16 protein-coding genes are annotated in these 18,504 nt (G+C 42.2%); 9 read left to right on the top strand and 7 right to left on the bottom strand.

Going from position 1 to position 18,504, the window contains the following annotated elements; genetic code table 11:
• Positions 1–13: 13 nt before the first annotated feature.
• Positions 14–235 (top strand): DUF1653 domain-containing protein, encoded by a 222-nt coding sequence (locus AC6CHI_RS04055; protein WP_498120039.1) that lies wholly within the window; start codon positions 14–16, stop codon positions 233–235.
• Between the two features lie 66 nt (positions 236–301).
• Positions 302–898: an O-methyltransferase gene (locus AC6CHI_RS04050; protein WP_498119548.1), complete on the top strand. Its 597-nt coding sequence runs from the start codon at positions 302–304 to the stop codon at positions 896–898.
• Positions 899–960: 62 nt separating this feature from the next.
• On the opposite strand, the gene AC6CHI_RS04045 is transcribed toward AC6CHI_RS04050, so the two are convergent.
• On the bottom strand, positions 961–1,167 hold the full coding sequence (locus AC6CHI_RS04045) for a KTSC domain-containing protein (RefSeq protein ID WP_100241644.1): 207 nt from the start codon (positions 1,165–1,167) through the stop codon (positions 961–963).
• Between the two features lie 192 nt (positions 1,168–1,359).
• Positions 1,360–1,923: an alkyl hydroperoxide reductase subunit C gene (gene ahpC, locus AC6CHI_RS04040; RefSeq protein WP_458891453.1), complete on the bottom strand. Its 564-nt coding sequence runs from the start codon at positions 1,921–1,923 to the stop codon at positions 1,360–1,362.
• A gap of 505 nt (positions 1,924–2,428) precedes the next feature.
• Between ahpC and hrpA the strand changes: the two genes are divergently transcribed.
• Positions 2,429–6,355: an ATP-dependent RNA helicase HrpA gene (gene hrpA / locus AC6CHI_RS04035; protein ID WP_498119546.1), complete on the top strand. Its 3,927-nt coding sequence runs from the start codon at positions 2,429–2,431 to the stop codon at positions 6,353–6,355.
• Positions 6,356–6,385: 30 nt separating this feature from the next.
• Positions 6,386–7,501 (top strand): beta-ketoacyl-ACP synthase III, encoded by a 1,116-nt coding sequence (locus tag AC6CHI_RS04030; RefSeq protein ID WP_458891455.1) that lies wholly within the window; start codon positions 6,386–6,388, stop codon positions 7,499–7,501.
• A gap of 191 nt (positions 7,502–7,692) precedes the next feature.
• Here AC6CHI_RS04030 and AC6CHI_RS04025 read toward each other — a convergent pair whose 3' ends face one another.
• On the bottom strand, positions 7,693–9,741 hold the full coding sequence (locus AC6CHI_RS04025; RefSeq protein WP_498119544.1) for a TonB-dependent receptor plug domain-containing protein: 2,049 nt from the start codon (positions 9,739–9,741) through the stop codon (positions 7,693–7,695).
• Between the two features lie 285 nt (positions 9,742–10,026).
• On the opposite strand from AC6CHI_RS04025, the gene AC6CHI_RS04020 reads away from it, so the two are divergent.
• The 4 genes from AC6CHI_RS04020 to ahpF all read left to right on the top strand — a co-directional run bounded on the left by AC6CHI_RS04020 (position 10,027) and on the right by ahpF (position 14,634).
• Positions 10,027–10,818 (top strand): tellurium resistance protein, encoded by a 792-nt coding sequence (locus AC6CHI_RS04020; RefSeq protein ID WP_498119542.1) that lies wholly within the window; start codon positions 10,027–10,029, stop codon positions 10,816–10,818.
• A gap of 16 nt (positions 10,819–10,834) precedes the next feature.
• The gene (locus tag AC6CHI_RS04015; RefSeq protein WP_498119540.1) at positions 10,835–11,953 is read left to right on the top strand and encodes a toxic anion resistance protein; all 1,119 of its coding nucleotides are present in this window, start codon (positions 10,835–10,837) and stop codon (positions 11,951–11,953) included.
• Positions 11,954–12,055: 102 nt separating this feature from the next.
• Positions 12,056–12,928: a hypothetical protein gene (locus AC6CHI_RS04010; protein WP_498120037.1), complete on the top strand. Its 873-nt coding sequence runs from the start codon at positions 12,056–12,058 to the stop codon at positions 12,926–12,928.
• A 140-nt stretch (positions 12,929–13,068) separates the two neighbouring features.
• Entirely contained in the window at positions 13,069–14,634 is a 1,566-nt protein-coding gene (gene ahpF / locus AC6CHI_RS04005) for an alkyl hydroperoxide reductase subunit F (RefSeq protein WP_498119538.1), read from the top strand.
• 146 nt (positions 14,635–14,780) lie between these two features.
• On the opposite strand, the gene AC6CHI_RS04000 is transcribed toward ahpF, so the two are convergent.
• From AC6CHI_RS04000 to AC6CHI_RS03990, 3 genes are all read right to left on the bottom strand, one after another.
• On the bottom strand, positions 14,781–15,029 hold the full coding sequence (locus tag AC6CHI_RS04000) for a YfhL family 4Fe-4S dicluster ferredoxin (RefSeq protein ID WP_498119537.1): 249 nt from the start codon (positions 15,027–15,029) through the stop codon (positions 14,781–14,783).
• A 3-nt stretch (positions 15,030–15,032) separates the two neighbouring features.
• Positions 15,033–16,427: a prephenate-dependent tRNA uridine(34) hydroxylase TrhP gene (gene trhP / locus AC6CHI_RS03995; protein WP_498119535.1), complete on the bottom strand. Its 1,395-nt coding sequence runs from the start codon at positions 16,425–16,427 to the stop codon at positions 15,033–15,035.
• 80 nt (positions 16,428–16,507) lie between these two features.
• A complete protein-coding gene (locus AC6CHI_RS03990) occupies positions 16,508–16,912 on the bottom strand; it encodes a MerR family DNA-binding protein (RefSeq protein WP_458891462.1) in 405 nt (134 codons plus the stop codon).
• A gap of 63 nt (positions 16,913–16,975) precedes the next feature.
• On the opposite strand from AC6CHI_RS03990, the gene AC6CHI_RS03985 reads away from it, so the two are divergent.
• Positions 16,976–17,614 (top strand): cation efflux transmembrane domain-containing protein, encoded by a 639-nt coding sequence (locus tag AC6CHI_RS03985; RefSeq protein WP_498119533.1) that lies wholly within the window; start codon positions 16,976–16,978, stop codon positions 17,612–17,614.
• Positions 17,615–17,643: 29 nt separating this feature from the next.
• Here the strand turns inward: AC6CHI_RS03985 and AC6CHI_RS03980 are convergent, their stop codons facing one another.
• A complete protein-coding gene (locus AC6CHI_RS03980; RefSeq protein WP_498119531.1) occupies positions 17,644–18,435 on the bottom strand; it encodes a DUF2071 domain-containing protein in 792 nt (263 codons plus the stop codon).
• Between the last annotated feature and the right edge of the window lie 69 nt (positions 18,436–18,504).

Here is an 18,504-nt window from a genome sequence, read left to right as displayed (position 1 = left end):
TGTGAGTAAAAACATGCTAGACCGTGGGATTTATCAACACTATAAAGGGCAGCTGTATCAGGTGTTTTCTGTTGCGACACATAGTGAAACAGAAGAGAAACTTGTGGTTTATCAGTGTTTATATGGAGATTACTCGCTTTGGGTACGACCATTAACTATGTTTCGTGAACAAGTGACCTTAGAGAGTGGCGAAGTGGTGCCTCGTTTTCGCCTGATTCAAAAAACTGATATATAACTATAAATTGAATGAAATAAAAATTGAAATTTAAAACATATTGAATGATAAAGCTGGGACGTCTCGATGAGCTTGAGTCAACAATTTAAAAACCGACTAAATGATCTCTATGAATCATTTAAAAAGCATGATGCCACCCAAAAAGATCGCCTACAACGTTACCGCAATATCGAACCGGATTCTGCTCAGTTTTTGGCGATGCAAATCCGCATTCAAAAGTCACAGCGTGTTTTGGAAATTGGGACTTCGACGGGATATTCCACCTTGTGGCTGGCAGATGCTTTGCAGGTCACTCAAGGTGAACTCACGACTTTAGAATTAGATGCGGCAAGAAGTGCTCAGGCGCAGCAATTTTCCCAAGAATTTGGTCTGGAGCAACGTATCCAATTTTGGGTGGGAGATGCCAAAGATTATTTGGCCGATTGCACTTCTACCTTTGATTTGATTCTGTTAGATGTGGAACGTGATGCCTATGTCAGCTATTGGCCTGATTTAAAGCGGATTCTATCCCAACAAGGCGGTGTGCTGATTGTGGATAATGTGATTTCGCATGCAGAAGAAGTCAAAGCATTCACTAATCTGGTGAAAGAGGAAGGGCAATACTTATTGTCGACCTTATCTTTAGGGGCTGGATTATTGCTGATTACAGCAAAAGATTATTGAGTTGTTGCAGAACACCACACTAATCGTAAAAAATCAGGGTAAGCCCTGATTTTTTATTGGTATTATTGGATGGTAATGCGAGTGAAGTGCAAGTCGTATTCTAGGTATTTATGTACAAAAGCGGCTTTATCACTACATCGTAACATATTCGCATAAACAAATTTAGGCACTGGGTGGTAGAGTTCTCCGGAACCATTATTATAAAAAATCTTTAAGTATCTTGAAGTCGCATTGTATTTCCAAGAAGTCACGGCTAGCATTATCCCCATACATACCTCCTTGAATTTATATAATAATTCAAAAAGCCTAAGCTCTAGTGCATTGCAATAAAGTTAAAGACTTACTTAGATGTATAACAGAATTTGTAAGGACTTCAAATATATTCTTGATAAAAAAACTCAGATTTTTATTATAAAAAAACCACGCATAAAGCGTGGTTTTTGATGCAATCTAATCAGAAATTAGATTTTACCTACTAGGTCGATAGACGGAGCAAGAGTTGCGTCGCCTTCTTTCCATTTAGCAGGGCATACTTCACCTGGGTGAGCGTGAACGTATTGAGCTGCTTTAACTTTACGAAGAAGTTCTTGAGCGTCACGGCCAATACCACCAGCGTTGATTTCAACGATTTGGATTTTGCCTTCTGGATCGATAACAAAAGTACCACGGTCAGCAAGACCAGCAGATTCAATTAATACTTCGAAGTTTTTAGCAAGCGTCCAAGTCGGGTCGCCAACCATTGGGTATTCAATTTTCTTAATTTCAGCAGAAGAATCGTGCCAAGCTTTGTGCGTGAAGTGAGTGTCAGTAGAAACTGCATAGATTTCAACGCCTAATTTTTTGAATTCAGCGTAGTTGTCAGCAAGGTCACCAAGCTCAGTTGGGCAAACGAAAGTGAAGTCTGCTGGATAGAAGAAAACTACAGACCATTTACCTTTAAGGTCAGCTTCAGTTACTTCAATAAACTTACCGTTAAGGTATGCTTGTGCTTTAAATGGTTTAACTTCAGTATTAATTAAGCTCATCATTGTCTCCATGATTGAGGTTAGTCTTTGAATTTGGAAGTAGAATATCGAAATTTTTATGATTGCTGAAATGGTATTTTTACATCACAAGCATCGGAAAAACCGAATGAGCAATTTAAACACCCTTTCATCCAATAGCATCATCCGCTATTACAAATGAAACAGATGATGAAAAAATGACAATACGTCACAATCAAATTGTCGTATTTAAATCGTTATTCAACATGCAGTCATTGCTCTTGAATTTCAAGGGTAAAATTGAAAAAAGATTTTTTTGTATGTTGTCTTTGTTTATTTTTCTGACAACTGAATGGCTGTGTCTCTGCACCAAGCTGTCCTTTAATTTTATCCGCGACATCTCACCGTGTGATTTCCATGCTGAAATTGGCTTGAAAAATAAGCAGAACTCTTGGCGTATTTCAGTATCGCGTGTTAGAGGCTTTCTCTATGGCAGCTTAAGGCGTAAAATGCATGATTAAAATTTTTTTCTTGGGATAAATCATCTGTGCAAAGTCATTTAAATATCGATCAATGGGTTATGGCCCGCGACCGTCATCGTTTAAATCGACTGCGCCGCACTAAAGATGGTGATCCACAGCAATATCAGGAACTGTTTGAACAGTCCAATCTTAAAGTGCGTGCCCGTTTTGCCCGTCTTCCTCAGATTAAATTGAATCAAGACCTGCCTGTTACGCAGTCGGCTGAACAATTGATGGCTGCGATTCAACAGCATCAAGTCATTATTGTGGCAGGGGAAACGGGCTCTGGCAAAACTACCCAGTTGCCACAAATCGCCATGCTGGCGGGGCGGGGTTTGACTGGCATGATCGGTCATACTCAGCCACGTCGTTTGGCCGCACGCAGTGTTTCTCAGCGTATTGCTGAAGAAGTGGGTGAAAAACTGGGCGAGTCCATCAGTTTTAAAGTCCGCTTCAATGAGCAAGGCTCACAAGACTCGATTGTACGCTTAATGACAGATGGTATTTTGCTGGCAGAGTTGTCGCATGACCGTTATCTGAGTAAATACGATACGATCATTATTGATGAGGCGCATGAACGCTCATTAAATATTGACTTCATTATGGGGTATTTAAAGCAATTATTGCCAAAACGGCCTGATCTAAAAGTGATTGTGACGTCTGCGACTTTAGATGTGCAGCGTTTTAGCCAATATTTTAATGGCGCGCCTATTTTTGAAGTTGAAGGACGTAGCTTCCCTGTAGAAGTCCGCTATCGCCCGATCTCTGAATTGAGTATTGGGGGCAGTGATGATGATGAATTTGATGATTTTGAAGAGAATTTACCGCGTGCTGTGGTGCAAGCGGTCGAAGAGTGTTTTCAGGATGCACAGGAAAAAGGACATCCTGAACATGCCGATATCTTGATTTTTGCCAGCACTGAGCAGGAAATTCGAGAATTACAAGAAACCTTGCATAAGTATGGTCCCCGCCATACCGAAATTTTACCGCTCTATGCCCGTTTGGCATTAGCAGATCAGCAAAAGATTTTTAATGCGACGGGTGGTGGGCGACGCATTATTATTGCCACCAACGTTGCAGAAACAGCGTTGACCGTTCCCAATATTCGTTATGTGATTGATAGCGGTTTTGCCCGTATCTCGCGTTATAACTATCGTTCACGCGTACAGCGTTTACCGATTGAAGCTATTTCGCAGGCGGCAGCCAATCAGCGTAAAGGACGCTGCGGACGTATCGCCCCTGGGGTGTGTATTCGTCTGTATAGCGAAGAAGATTTCCAGAGCCGTCCTGAGTTTACCGAGCCTGAAATTAAGCGAACCAATTTGGCATCGGTCATTTTGCAAATGCAAAGTCTGGGCTTGGGTTCACTTGAGCAATTTGATTTTATTGAGCCGCCCGATCATCGTTTGGTGAATGATGGGCGTAAATTGTTGGTGGAACTCGGCGCTTTAACGGAAAAGAGTGCAGCACAGTCTGTTGAGAGCAAAGCAGAACCAGCTTCCGAAACTGGGCGTGGCAAAAAAGCCCATCAAAGTAATGGGCTGACCAAAATTGGGCAAATGATGGCAAAAATGCCGATTGACCCACGTTTGGCCCGTATGATTGTGGGCGGGGCGCATTTTGGTGTTTTAAATGAAGTACTGATTATTGTGGCGGCTTTGGCGGTGCAAGATCCGCGTGAACGTCCTGCCGATAAACAAATGCAGGCGGATCAGAAACATGCCTTGTTCCGTGAAGCAGATTCCGACTTCTTATTTTATTTGAAGTTGTGGGAAGCAATTCATGATCCAGTCGAATCCATGAGTGAAAATAAACGCCGCACATTTGCTCGTCAGCATTTCTTGAGCTGGCTACGTTTACGTGAGTGGAAAAAGACCCATGAGCAATTGCTGGATTTAGCCAAAGGCCTGCATCTTTCTTTTAATGATAAAAAAGCCAGTTATGAAAACTTGCATCGTGCGCTGTTAACAGGATTATTGTCATTTATTGCCAATAAAACCGATGAACGGAACGTGTTTATGGCGGTACGCCAGCAAAAAGCACGCGTGTTTCCAGCTTCGACTCTACATAAGACCAATACCTCATGGATTATGGCATTTGAAATGGTGGAAACCTCACAGGTTTATTTGCGGACGTTGGCAAAAATTGAACCTGAATGGATTCTATTGGCTGCGCGCGACTTACTGAAATATCATTACTTTGAACCGCACTGGTCGAAAAAAGCAGGCATTGTAAATGCTTATGCCCAGATTTCACTGTTCGGCCTGATTATTGAACCGAAGCGTATGATCAACTATGAAAAAGTGGATCAAGCAGCGGCCCATGAAATCTTCCTTCGAGATGCTTTAACCACAGGTAATTTGGGCATTATGCCGCCATTCTTGAAGCATAACTTACTCAAATTGGAAGAAGTCGAGCGGGTCGAAGATAAACTCCGTCGTCGCGATTTGGTGGTCGATGAAGAAACCATTTACCAGTTCTATGCAGCGAAGGTACCTGCTGAAATTGCCAGTCGTCGCAGCTTTGAAGACTGGCGCGCGACCATTGAACCGAAACAGCCACGTTTTTTGTATGTTGAAGATGATGCACTGTGGCTAAATGATCGTCCGACCACCCAACAGTTCCCTGACTATTTGCATAATGGTGAGCTGCGTCTGGCGGCAAGTTATCGTTTTGATCCAAGTCATGATGAAGATGGTGCGACAGTTAAAATACCTGTACAGGCTTTGCCACAAGTGGATGAAAATATCTGGTCTTGGGGAATTCCGGGTTGGCGTCAAGATTTGATTGAAGCCTTATTAAAAGCGCTACCGAAAGATAAACGCCGTAACTTGGTACCGATTCCAGATACTGCGAAAAAATTAATGCAGCGCGTTGATGCAGTACATTTGCGCGAGCATTTATTCAGCTTCTTGGCGTTTCAGTTACGCGGTGAGCAAATTACTGAAAAAGATTTTTCTTTTGAAAAAATTGATCAATATTTGCTGCCGTTTATCAAAGTCATCGATGAAAAAGGGCGCGTGATTGAAAAAGGGCGTAACTTAGCAGAGTTAAAAGCGCGTTGCCGGACTGAAACGCATAGCCCAGTCAAGCAAGCCAAAGGGCAGTTCCAGACTTTCCCTGAAGATTTTGTGTTTGAAGCTTCGCATAAAGTCACGGGCGTGGTGGTCAAGCAATATCAAGCTTTAGTACCCGTCAAAGTATTTGCCAAACTGGACGCTAAAGACGATTCAGGTGTGGTGATTCAGACTTTTAACGATCAGGATGAAGCCATCAAGCAACATCGTGAAGGGGTTATTCGTCTGATTCATTTGCAATTGGGTGATTTAGTCCGTCAGTTGAAAAAGCAGATCTCCAAGCCGATGGCATTGGCCTATTCACCTTTAGGGGATAAGGCTCAGCTGGAACACATGTTGGTTTATGCCACACTACAATTGGCGATTACCGAACTGCCGATCAACCAGATCGAATTTCAGCAGTTATTGCAGAAAGTAAAACAAAACTTTTTAACGCATGGACAACACGCGTTAAAAATGATGAGTGATATTTTTATCCAGTGGCAAAGTATTCGCCAGAAACTCCTGATGCTCGATGGCGAGATATTTGGGCGCAGTATGGATGATATAGAAGATCAATTAGATCTAATGCAATTGTCGGATTTTGTCTATGGCAAACCTGTAGATGTGTGGACTGAGTATTCACGATATTTAGCGGCTTTGCTATTGCGTTTGGACCGCTTGCCCAATAATCTCCAACGAGATATTGCTGCCATTGGACAAATTGATCCGTGGATGGATAAATTATTTAAATATAAAAATGACGTTCGTTTGAAAGAATTGTATTTCATGATCGAAGAGTTGCGCATTTCTCTATTTTCTCAACCGATGAAAACCAAGATGCCTATTTCTGAGACCCGACTACAAAAATCATGGGAACGTCTTGGCATTAGTTAATATAGAGCGAATTCAGAGAAGGAGTTTTACATGGGCATACGTATTACAGGTACTGGCTTGTTCCATCCTGAGCATGTCATTACCAATGAAGAGCTAGTTGAAAGCCTAAATGCTTATGTGGAACAGTATAACCAAGACCATGCTGATGCAATTGCAGCTGGTGAGTTAGAAGCACGTCGTGGCTCTAGCGCAGAGTTTATTGAAAAAGCATCGGGTGTGAAGCGTCGATATGTTGTCGAAAAAACCGGTGTACTTGATCCAAACCGTTTACGTCCGCGTTTAGCAGAGCGTAGCGATGATGAATTATCGATTCAAGCTGAGTGGGGCGTCATTGCTGCAAAGCAAGCGATGGAAAATGCGGGGGTAACCGCAGAAGATATCGATGTGGTAATTTTGGCATGTTCAAACTTGCAACGCGCTTATCCAGCGGTAGCGATTGAAATTCAAACTGCACTTGGTATTCAAGGTTATGCGTATGATATGAATGTGGCATGTTCAGCAGCGACGTTTGGTTTAAAGCAAGCTTATGATGCAATTAAAACTGGTGCGCGTCGTGTGCTATTGGTGAATGTTGAGTTAACTTCGGGTCATACTGACTACCGTTCACGTGACTGTCACTTCATTTTTGGTGATGTGGCAACGGCATCAATTATTGAGAATACTGAAACTAAAACAGGTTTTGAGATTTTAGATACAGATTTGTTCACGCAATTCTCGAATAATATTCGTAATAACTTTGGCTTCTTAAACGGTTCTGAGCTCACTTCACGTGACGACAAGCAATTCCGTCAAGATGGTCGCAAAGTGTTTAAAGAAGTTTGTCCGCTTGTGGCGAAAATGATTTCCAATCAGCTCGAGAAGAATCAGATTAAACCTGAACAGGTTAAGCGTTTCTGGTTACACCAAGCCAATCAGAATATGAATGAACTGATTTTGAAATTGGTGGTAGGTAAAGAAGCGGCTGAAGCTGATCCAAGCTTGGTGCCAATCATTTTGGATGAGTTTGCCAATACGTCATCTGCAGGCGTAATTATTGCATTACATCGTTCTGCACATGAAGTGAATGATGGTGAATACGGTGTATTGTGTTCATTCGGTGCGGGTTATTCAGTTGGATCAATCTTGGTACAAAAGCACGTGGCTTAATATGCCAAGCATTGAAATGCTGTTTCCAAGCTGATTGATTACCGTGAAATAAAAGCACCACTCATTTGGAATACAGTGAGTGGTGCTTTTTTATTACGAGTGCTGGATAAAATGATGACTTACACTCGGCAGTCCATCAGTCCTATTAATTGACAAGGATGAACTGCTGTGACTGATTTAAGCCCTCAGGCTTAAAATTTCTTTTCTACATTCCAAAGAATGCTGGGAATGGCTTGGCTGATTCGAGCTTGATATAAGCTGCCATCAGTTTGATCATTCAGTCGTTCTTTATAATCTGTGCTGAGCAGATTTCTAGCACTTAAACTGGTTGACCAACCTTGTTTAAAGCGTTTGGTCACGCTAAGGTCTAAATTTACGCGTTCATTTGACGTTCGAGTATAAGGCTGATTTTCTAAAGCTCGGGTAAATTCTGGGGTGTAACTCAGGTTGGCACTGGTCGAAAGCTGCCATGGCTGATAGTTATAAGACAGACCCAGACTCGCGCTATATGGTGCGACATCACTGGCCAACCGTTGTTGTCCATTATCTTCTTCGACTTTGGCACGAATGGTCGACAGCTGACTGTTGACCATCCATGAATGACCTTGTGCAGTCTGTTTCAGGGCATAACGACCGGAAAGTTCGATACCGTAAGTGGTGGCATGCGCTTGGTTTTGTGGTCGTTTGACATAACGACCATTTTCCAGCGCAATTACGGATTCAATATAGTCATTAATCTGGCGGTAAAAACCCGTTAAATTTGCACCACCCGCAGCCGTGTTATAACCCAACGTAGACTCATAGGCTTGAATTTTTTCGGGACGTAAAAATGGATTACCACCACGGTCTGGGTTGTTTAGGCTGCCCGCATCACTATCGGTAGAAATCGAGACCGTTGGCAATAAGTCATCGGCTTTCGGGTTGCGAAAGGCTTGGCTGATGTTGGTTTGTAATGACCATACATCATTAAAGTTATAGCGATGCGCCAGTACAGGACTCAGATGCTGATCAGAGTAGTCGACCAAGCCTGAGCGCTGAATCCATTCTTGCCGTAAGCCCAAGGTAAGCGTTTGCTGATCGCTAACCCGCCAACTGCCTTCACTGTAAAGCACATAGCGTTGTTCATCCAAGCTATCTGCGCTATTGCTGTCTAAGGTATTGGAGCGTGTATCTAAGCCAAATTTAATTTGACGATGATCATCGAGCTTTCGCACCCCATCATAGGCCAGCCCCAATTCTTCAATCTGTTGGCTGATATAGAGCGAATTCGCACTTGAGCGTGTGAGTTCGGATTCATCTTGTTTTTCATAAGATAAACGAACTTTATCGCTATCTTTTTCAACTTGTCGTTCAAATCGCGTGTTCAGGCGTAGGCTGTCATTTTTGTCCTGTTGAGTTAGATCTGAACGCGTGCCTTCACGTTCATGCTTACGATAAAACAGTTCTGCCACAACTTTCTTTTCATCATCAATTGCATATTCTAGGCGTGGGCTGACCATCGTGGCTTTGCGTTCAGAGATATTTTTCTGAACCCGAGTTTGGTTTGCCGTTTGAGTTTCTGTGATGGATGTCGTGTCATCCCAACTTTGATTGGCCGATAGGCTATATAGCCATGGACTGTCACGACCATCCATTTGCAAAGTTAAGTTTTTACGTTCTTCTTCAGAAGCTCCTGAACTGTACTGTCCATAACCGATGCGTGCTGTTCCACTTAGGCGAGTACTCTGTAAAGGTTCTTTTAAAATAATATTAATCACCGCAGAGCTGGCGACTGAGGCTTGAGTCACACTCGGTTGTTTGGTGATTTCAATGCGTTCAATCATGTCAGGTGTCAGGGTATCAATAATCGACATACCGCCACGTGGTCCACCTTGCACAGGTTCACCATTAATCATGAATATTGGTGCAGCACCACCGCGGAAACGCATACCCGATGCACCACCCGGACCACGCGGTCCTTGTCCTGGCATTTGAAAACCTGATGCACGTCTTAAAGCATCACTGACGGATTGATCACCAAACTTCAGCATTTCCTCACGACCAATAATGGTTTTCGCAATCGCACTCATATCATTGTCTTTGGGCACGGTGCTATTTGCTTGTAGCTTCAAGGTCTTTAAGGTTTGAACAGGTTCTTCTACGACATTGCTTGCGGGGTCTACAGCCCAACTGTGTGAAGAGAGGCTGAGTAGGGCAAAAGTGAGCGCACGGTATTTCCAGATGGGTGGTATCGCATCCATGAACTATGTATCCAAATGTAATCGCGCGTAAGATTAAACTAAAATTATGTAGAAATATTGAGGAATTCAAGAATGGATCGGGGTTTGAGTAAAAAGTGGAGGAGGTGCAATCTATTGACAGTTCGCTGCAAGTTTTTTCGGGTTACTAGGCTAAACCCTTGAATTTAAAAATCTGAATAAGTTGATGGTGGGCAGTTTCAAACAACAAAAACAGTAAAATTTCGGAGTTGCTTATTTCAATGACTATGTTAAAACAAATGAGTACTGGTCACGATTTAAATTGCTATGCAAGTTACAGAACTGATGCCTTTATATGACATAGAGGTGAATCAACAGGAAGTTTTGGTTATTCAGCGCAATGAATTGGTGCCTATTTTTGAAAATGCAGCTTTACTTCAGCATTATGCTGAACCCATTATTCAAGCGCAATCGGTACTCTTACAGGGTGTTGATCCTCAACTGACCCAACACTTTCGCGAAAGTATAGCGGCATTAATTCAAGCGTTAACGCAATCGAATAAGTATCTAAAAAAACGCAAATTTAATGCTTTACAGAAATGGCTAGGTATTGATATTGAACATGATTCTGGGCAAATTGAATATTATAAGAATCTTGATCAACGGTTAGACACCGCCAGTCATCTTAGTCAAAAGCTGCGGATTGAGATTCAAAAATCGCAGTCACGTCTTCAGCAATTGCTCGGTTTAAGAAATCGTATGGCGCATTATGTTAGGGCAGCAGAGGATTTTTTGCTGGAATATCCCAAAATGATGCGATCCACGCACCCCTTAGATCAATTTTCAGAACGGCTAGCGAAGAAAATTCAGACATTGCAAACTGTGCAAGCCAGCAATGATATTGCCATGCAGCAAATGCAACTTGCGGAGCAATTGTCTTTGGGGTTGTTAGACCGTTTTACCGAGGCACAGCAAGTCCTGATTCCTGCTTGGCAATATCATGTCAAACAAAGTCAGCAGACAGACTCGACATCTGAGTTGATAAAGCTGGATAATAGCCGCGATAAATTGATTAAAACTTTAAGAAAATCATTAGAGAAACCTTCGGGTAACTCCTAACAATATTAGGTGAATTATGACCAAGGCGACACAGCACGATTTAACTCCTTCGATCAATCAAGAATTAGCAGAACAACAATTTCAACTGCTCAATTTAAAAGAATTGGGTTTACAGGCATCCGATTTAGATGAAGTGCTGTCTGCCGCGAAAGAGTTGGCGGATATGAATCATCAAGCTGTTGCTGAGTATGGTAAGCATATTGCAACGCAAACTTCGACCTATACCGATGAATTGCTGGATTTGGTTCAAAACAAAGATTTAGATGTAACTGGACAAAAGTTGAATCAGGTGGTGCAAGTGGCGCAGCAGTTAAACGGTACGAGTATTTTAAACCCGTCTAAGAGTTCAGGCTTTTTCGGCAGCATCTTAAGTAAGTTCAAAGGTGCGAAACAGAGTTTTGATCAGCATTTTAATAGCACCAAAGAACAGATTGATGCGCTGGTTAAGGAAATTGAAGCATCGCAGTCAGGATTGAAAACACGGGTGAATACCCTCGAAAACATGTTTACTGCGGTGCAGGATGAATATAAACAATTGGGGATTTATGTTGCTGCGGGTAAAATCAAACAGCATGAGATTCAACAGCAGATAGCCGCTTTAACTTATCAAGAACAAGATCAAACCACGACACAGCAAATTTATGACTTAAACCATTTAGCCAACAATTTGGAAAAGCGGGTCAGTGATTTGCAGGTTTTACAACAATCGGCCATGCAAACCTTACCCATGATCCGCATTATTCAGTCGAATAACTTAATGTTGGTCGATAAATTTTATGCCATTAAAAACATTACCTTACCGGCATGGAAAAACCAGATTAGCCTTGCCATTTCATTGCAAGAGCAAAAAAATAGTGTACAACTGGCGCAAACCATTGATGACACCACCAATGATTTATTGCGCCGTAATGCCGACTTACTGCATCAGAACTCGGTGGATACTGCACGTGCCAATCAGCGTTCGGTGATTGATATCGATACCTTAGAGCATGTACAAAACACCTTGATTCAAACCGTGAATGATGTGCTGCAAGTGCAAAAAGAAGGCATGCAAAAACGTGAAGAAGCCGCTGTGCGTTTACGCAATTTACAAAGTAATCTTAGCCAATTGGTATTAGAGTCGAATAAACGGTAAAAGCATTCTTTTATCTCCGATCTGTTTTCTGATTTAGTAGGAGGTCGCTTGTCCAAACTCGAAGATGAATATGCGCTTCAATCTTCCCATCTACAGCGCGGTATGCTGACCCTTCAACAGCGGCAGAAAAAGCTAATGTGGCTCGGTATATTGACGTCAAGCGTGGCATTGGTTGCCTTGCTGAGCTTCTTTTTACAACAGGAGTTGATTTACAGTCTGTTTGGTATCAGTACCGAAGTCATGCAACTCCATATCCCGATTTCTGCCAAAACAGAATTGGCGCAGTCAGCGACTGCGCCTGACTATTTTTTTAATTTACTATCTTGGTTTGGCTGGTTATTTATTAAAATATTCTGTGCCTTTGTGGGTGCATTTTTTGTCGTTCATTTTCTCAAGAAAATCCGCTTTTTTGCCATTCGCTTTCGATCTTTTGTGCTGAAGTTTGTTGCTTGGCTCATTGCCTTTATCTGTATTTGGTCTGGCCTAACTTATGTGCAATATGATTGGAACGAACATGATGATCCGTATAGCGAAGCGATTGTTTATAAAAACAGCTTGCAAGAGAGTGCGCTTGCCCAGCAGTTAGAGCAAACCGAGCTGGCAAAACCTGTCAAAGCCTATATTTTGGCGCAGATCGCCTTATTACATGCTCCTGTAGATGAAAATGCCGCGATTCCGTATGTGCTGACTTTGGCTGAAGCCGAGCAAAATGATCCTAAATTTGTGCAATATGGTTTTAATCCTTCCCAATTATGGGCCATGCAACAACAGCTGTATGGCAAAGCGATTACCCCAAGCACACAGTCGATTGCCCCTCAGGTTGAGCAAGCACAAAAATGGCGAGCGATTTTGCAAGTTATTATTCTTTCGATATTTATTTTAAGTGTGGTTGCGAGTTGCATATTGTTCTTATTATCAAGGTATTTTCTGGCACGAACACGTAGAATTGAACAGAATTTAAAAAATGTCAGGTAAGTCATTCAAGTGATGTAATATTTTTTCTATTAATCTAATTATTCGATTGTATTTATAAATACAAACTGTTTTACCTATTTTGTATTTTTTACTATGATGCATTCATCAACTTAATTATCTCTCCACTGGAGTCGTTAGCAATGTTAGATCAAAATACTTCTGCTCAATTAAAAACACTTTTAGAACGTCTTGAAAGCCCAATCGAAATTATTGCGTCTTTAGATGCTTCAGAGAAGTCTGAAAAAATTAAAGAACTGGTCACTGAAATTGCAGTGTTATCTGACCAAGTGACCGCACGCTTTGATGGTGAACATAGTCGTCGTCCAAGTTTTGCCATTGCTAAAGCAGGAGAGCAACCACGTGTACACTTCGCTGGGTTGCCAATGGGACATGAGTTTACCTCACTGATTTTGGCATTGTTACAAGTTTCTGGCTATGCACCGAAAGTTTCTGAAGAGGTTTTAAACCAAATTAAAGGTTTGAACATCAAATCAAACTTCGATGTGTTTGTATCATTAAGCTGTCACAACTGTCCTGACGTTGTGCAAGCATTGAACCTGATTGCCATTTATAACCCAGGTTCAACCGCAACGATGATTGATGGGGCATTCTTCCAAGACGAAGTCGAGCAACGCAAAATCATGGCAGTGCCAATGGTGTTCCAAGACGACTTGCACATTGGTCAAGGTCGTATGACCTTGGAAGAAATTATTGCCAAATTGGATAGCAATTCTGCTGAAAAAGAAGCGGCAAAATTGAATGCGAAAGAAGCATTTGATGTCTTGGTGATTGGTGGTGGACCTGCGGGCGGTACAGCGGCAATCTATGCCGCACGTAAAGGCATTAAAACCGGTATCGTAGCTGAACGGTTTGGTGGTCAGGTCATGGACACCATGGATATTGAAAACTTTACCACAGTGCAAAAAACAGTGGGTCCAAAGTTTGCGCAAGATATGGAAGTCCATGTCCGTGAATATGGCGTAGACATCATGAATCTGCAACGTGTCAACAAAATTACTGGCGCGGATCAAACAGCCAATGGCTTGGTTGCGGTAGAACTGGAAAATGGTGCAAAACTGGAATCGAAAACCGTGATCCTTTCTACAGGTGCGCGTTGGAGAGAAATGAATGTGCCAGGTGAGAAAGAATACCGTACCCGTGGTGTAGCGTACTGCCCACACTGTGATGGTCCTTTATTTAAAGGCAAGCGTGTAGCCGTGATTGGTGGGGGTAACTCTGGTGTAGAAGCAGCGATTGACTTGGCTGGTATTGTGGAACATGTGACTTTGGTAGAGTTTGATACGAAACTTCGTGCTGACCAAGTGTTACAGGACAAGCTAAACAGTCTGCCAAACGCTTCAGTGATCATGAATGCATTAACCACAGAAGTAATCGGTGATGGTGCGCAAGTAACTGGTTTGAAGTATAAAGACCGTGCAACAGATGCTGAACATACGGTTGAATTGGCAGGGATCTTCGTACAAATTGGTTTATTGCCAAATACGGACTTCTTAAAAGAAAGTGCAGTAGAATTAACGAACCGAGGTGAAGTTGTAATTAATGAACGCAATGAAACCAATGTGAAAGGGGTATTTGCTGCAGGTGACTGTACCACTGTGCCATACAAGCAAATTATTATTGCGACTGGTGAGGGTGCAAAAGCATCACTCTCTGCGTTTGACTACATGATCCGTTCAGGTCAGTAATAAAAAGAGCCAACATACACTGAGTTATGTTGGCTTGCTATTAAACGGTTTAATTTTTATAGGAACTGAGGACGCTAACACCGATGTTCCTTTTTTTATTGTTTATTGTTTTTCCCAAAAATCAGGCGATTAAAACATTTTTGTTTTTAAATAATATTTAAAGCTTTAAATTTCTCCACTAATTCAGCTTGGCTCTCAATGTGTTCTGGATGCACTTCAATACAATCGATCGGACACACGGCCATACAGGTTTGATGGTCATAAAATCCGACACATTCCGTACAGCGCATGACATCGATTTCATAGATTTTCTGACCTTCAAAAATTGCATCATTCGGACATTCAGGTAAGCACATATCACAATTGATGCAGGCATCGGTAATTCTTAATGCCATAGCTTAACCTGCGACATACGCCAGAGATGAAGCAGTAATATCCACTTCCGAATTCGGCAAATTACGAATCAGTAGGGCATATTGCATATCAAGATCTGCTGGAACAGGAATATCGACAATATGTCCTGAACCTTTGGCATCAGGAATAGCGTTGCCTTTTTTATCTAAAATTTCGCTCAGGACAAACTGAATATTGCCTTTTGGGGTCATCAGTTCCAGTGTATCACCGACCACAAAATGGTTTTTCACATCAATTTTGATGTAGTCACCATGACGTTCTAACACTTCACCACAGAACTGTTGATGGTCAAAGCGAGAAGAACCTGTTTCATAGTTTTGGTATTCACTATGTACATGGCGACGTAAAAAACCTTCGGTATAACCGCGGTTGGCCAGTCCTTCCAGTTGTAGCATCAGAGATGGATCAAACGGTTTGCCTGCAATAGCATCATCAATCGCCTTGCGATAAATTTGCGCAGTACGCGCACAATAGAAATAAGATTTGGTGCGACCTTCAATCTTGAGGGAATGAATGCCCATTTGCGTTAATCGCTCGACGTGCTGAACCGCGCGCAAATCTTTCGAGTTCATGAAATAGGTACCATGTTCATCTTCTTCAGCCGCGAACATATCTTCTTCGTTACGCTGTAATAAAACAGGTTCAGAACATTGATTTTGGGCGATAGCATGCTGTTCATCAGCATCGCTGTTGCAGCATGGCGTTTCCTGTACTTGATGGACGGGAATTACATCACCCGTTTCATTTTCTTGTGCTGGATGCAGTTTATAATCCCAGCGACAGGCATTGGTGCAGGCGCCTTGGTTGGCATCACGTTTATTCATATAGCCTGAAAGCAAGCAACGACCCGAATACGCCATACATAATGCGCCATGCACAAAGACTTCAATTTCCATGTCAGGCACGTTGTTTTTAATTTCTTCAATTTCTTCAAGTGACAGTTCACGCGATAAAATCACGCGTGTCAGTCCCATATTTTTCCAGAATTTTACCGTTGCCCAGTTGACGGCATTGGCTTGTACGGAAAGGTGCACTGGCATGTCAGGGAATTGCTCACGCACCATCATAATTAAGCCAGGATCAGACATAATCAAGGCATCGGGTTGCATGGCAATGACCGGCTCTAAGTCACGAATAAAGTTTTTCAGCTTGCTGTTGTGTGGTTGAATATTCACCACCACATAGAACTTTTTACCTAAAGCATGTGCTTCTTGAATGCCAATGGCGAGATTGTCATGATCAAACTCATTGTTACGGACACGTAAGCTATAACGCGGTTGCCCCGCATAGACCGCATCTGCACCATAGGCAAAGGCGTAACGCATGTTTTTTAAAGAACCAGCAGGAGAAAGAAGTTCGGTAACGTGGTGAATGCTCATGACAGAATAAAGGCATACAAGTAATATGGCTTTATTGTATGGATATAAAAAAAGGTTTCAACCTAGTAAATTGGTCGGTTTTATTCTGATAATCCAAGATTTTTTAGAATTTGACAGTGATCAATGGTGGTATTGCTGGAACAGGATTGACGTAGTTCCTGTAACTGGCTTTGAAATGAGATCAATTCAGCAATCTGCTTTTCAACCTGCTGGATGTGCTGTTCGATCATTTGATCAACAATTTGGCAACCTTGTTGCGGGTGTTTAATCAATTCGATCAGTTGTTGAATCTCTGCCAAAGACATATCTAAGGCGCGACACTGTTTAATAAATTGCAGGCGTTTTAAGGTTGCTTCATCATAATATTTATAATTATTTTCGGCACGAAAGCTCGCTGTGATGAGCTGTTTTTTTTCATAAAAGCGCACGGTATCTACCGGCAACTGAGTTTTTTTGGCGAGCTGATGGATTAAATAATGCTGCATGGCTTGACCTTAGAGCGAGTCCATAGTTTTAAATAAGCATAATACAGAATGAGGAGTATGGAAATGGCTTGTAGCTGTAGTCATGAACCCGCACCAGTTAAACAGAATAGTAAATTTAGAACCGCCTTATGGATTGCTTTGGTCATTAATCTCATCATGTTTCTGGTTGAATTAATCGGCGGTGCCTATGCGCATTCATCGGCACTTTGGGCAGATTCACTGGATTTTTTTGGCGATGCAGTCAATTACGCAATTTCCTTGGCGGTATTGGGGGCGAGTTTATACTGGCGTGCCACCGTTGCCTTACTTAAAGGTTTGACCATGGCGATTTTTGGTATCGTGGTGATTGTAAAAGCAGGCTATGGTTATTTGCAGGGAATTCCACCTGAAGCAATCACCATGGGGGCAATTGGGGTATTGGCCTTGGTTGCAAATGTGATTGCAGCGGTGATCCTGTATGCCTTCAGAGATGGGGATGCCAATATGCAGTCGGTCTGGTTATGCAGCCGTAATGATGCGATTGGTAATATTGCCGTGATTTTTGCAGCGATTGGCGTCTTTGGAACAGGGAGCTTATTCCCCGATTTAATTGTGGCCTTGATTATGGCGTTGTTAGGATTAACAGGCGGATATCGTGTTGTGAAACAGGCTTTACGAGAAAGGCAAAGGGATCGACTGATGAATCGTCTCGAAGAATTATAATAAAAAAGGGAGCCAATAGGCTCTCTTTTTTATGCACGAATCACTTGAGGAGGAAGATAAATCGTAAACTCATTCATCGGTTCAATCAGTACACTATAAGGGTTTAACTGATCTTCATACGACACCAGATTTAAACGTTGCAACAGATCAAATTTCGCATGTAACAGTTGCGCAGGTTGAGGCAGTAGTCGATCATGCCAAACCCGATAGGTACCTAACTGTCCATCTCGACGGTGATAAAATCCGATTAAAGGGTGAGTTAAATAGACCAAATAGCTTTCTAAATCAGGGAAGCCTGCATACTGCCAAGCTTCTGAAGCAGACTGTGTCAGTTGTAGTTCAGCGCTGGCCCAAGCGGCGTGGGTGGTCATGTGGTATTGCGTGTACAAACCTTGAGAATCTTGCTGGCAATCAAAATGAAATGTCGCAGCATGCCAAGGCAGTTGCCATAAATAACGCGGCACGATTAGAGTCCAAGAATCCAAACTGGTTCCTAAAAACCAGACACAACGTTGTTGGGTTTGCCGATCAATCACATAGACACGGTAGTTGGTTTGTCCCATGCGAAATTTTGGAAAGGGGTAAACCGCAGAAGTAAAATCAACATCAATGAACGGAACGACAGACATTAAGGCCTGTTCTTTACCCTGATACTGAATGGTATCTAGCTTAAAGCGTTCAGGAATAATAGCGTTGAATCGCTCAGGGTCTAGGGCATAGGTAATGAGTGCGAAATGTTGTAATTTACATTGCACATCGAGTCCCGTAGGTTTGGGGCGAGGCTGGAGGAAATCTGCAAATTTTAAGTTTGGATAGGTCATGGCATTGATTAAATATTTATTGTAATGACGGAAAATATTATAAAAAGTAGCCTAATACGTAAATTTATT

The sequence above is a fragment of the Acinetobacter sp. GQ146 genome, from assembly GCF_059758585.1.
This window is presented reverse-complemented; position numbering and strand designations above follow the sequence as displayed.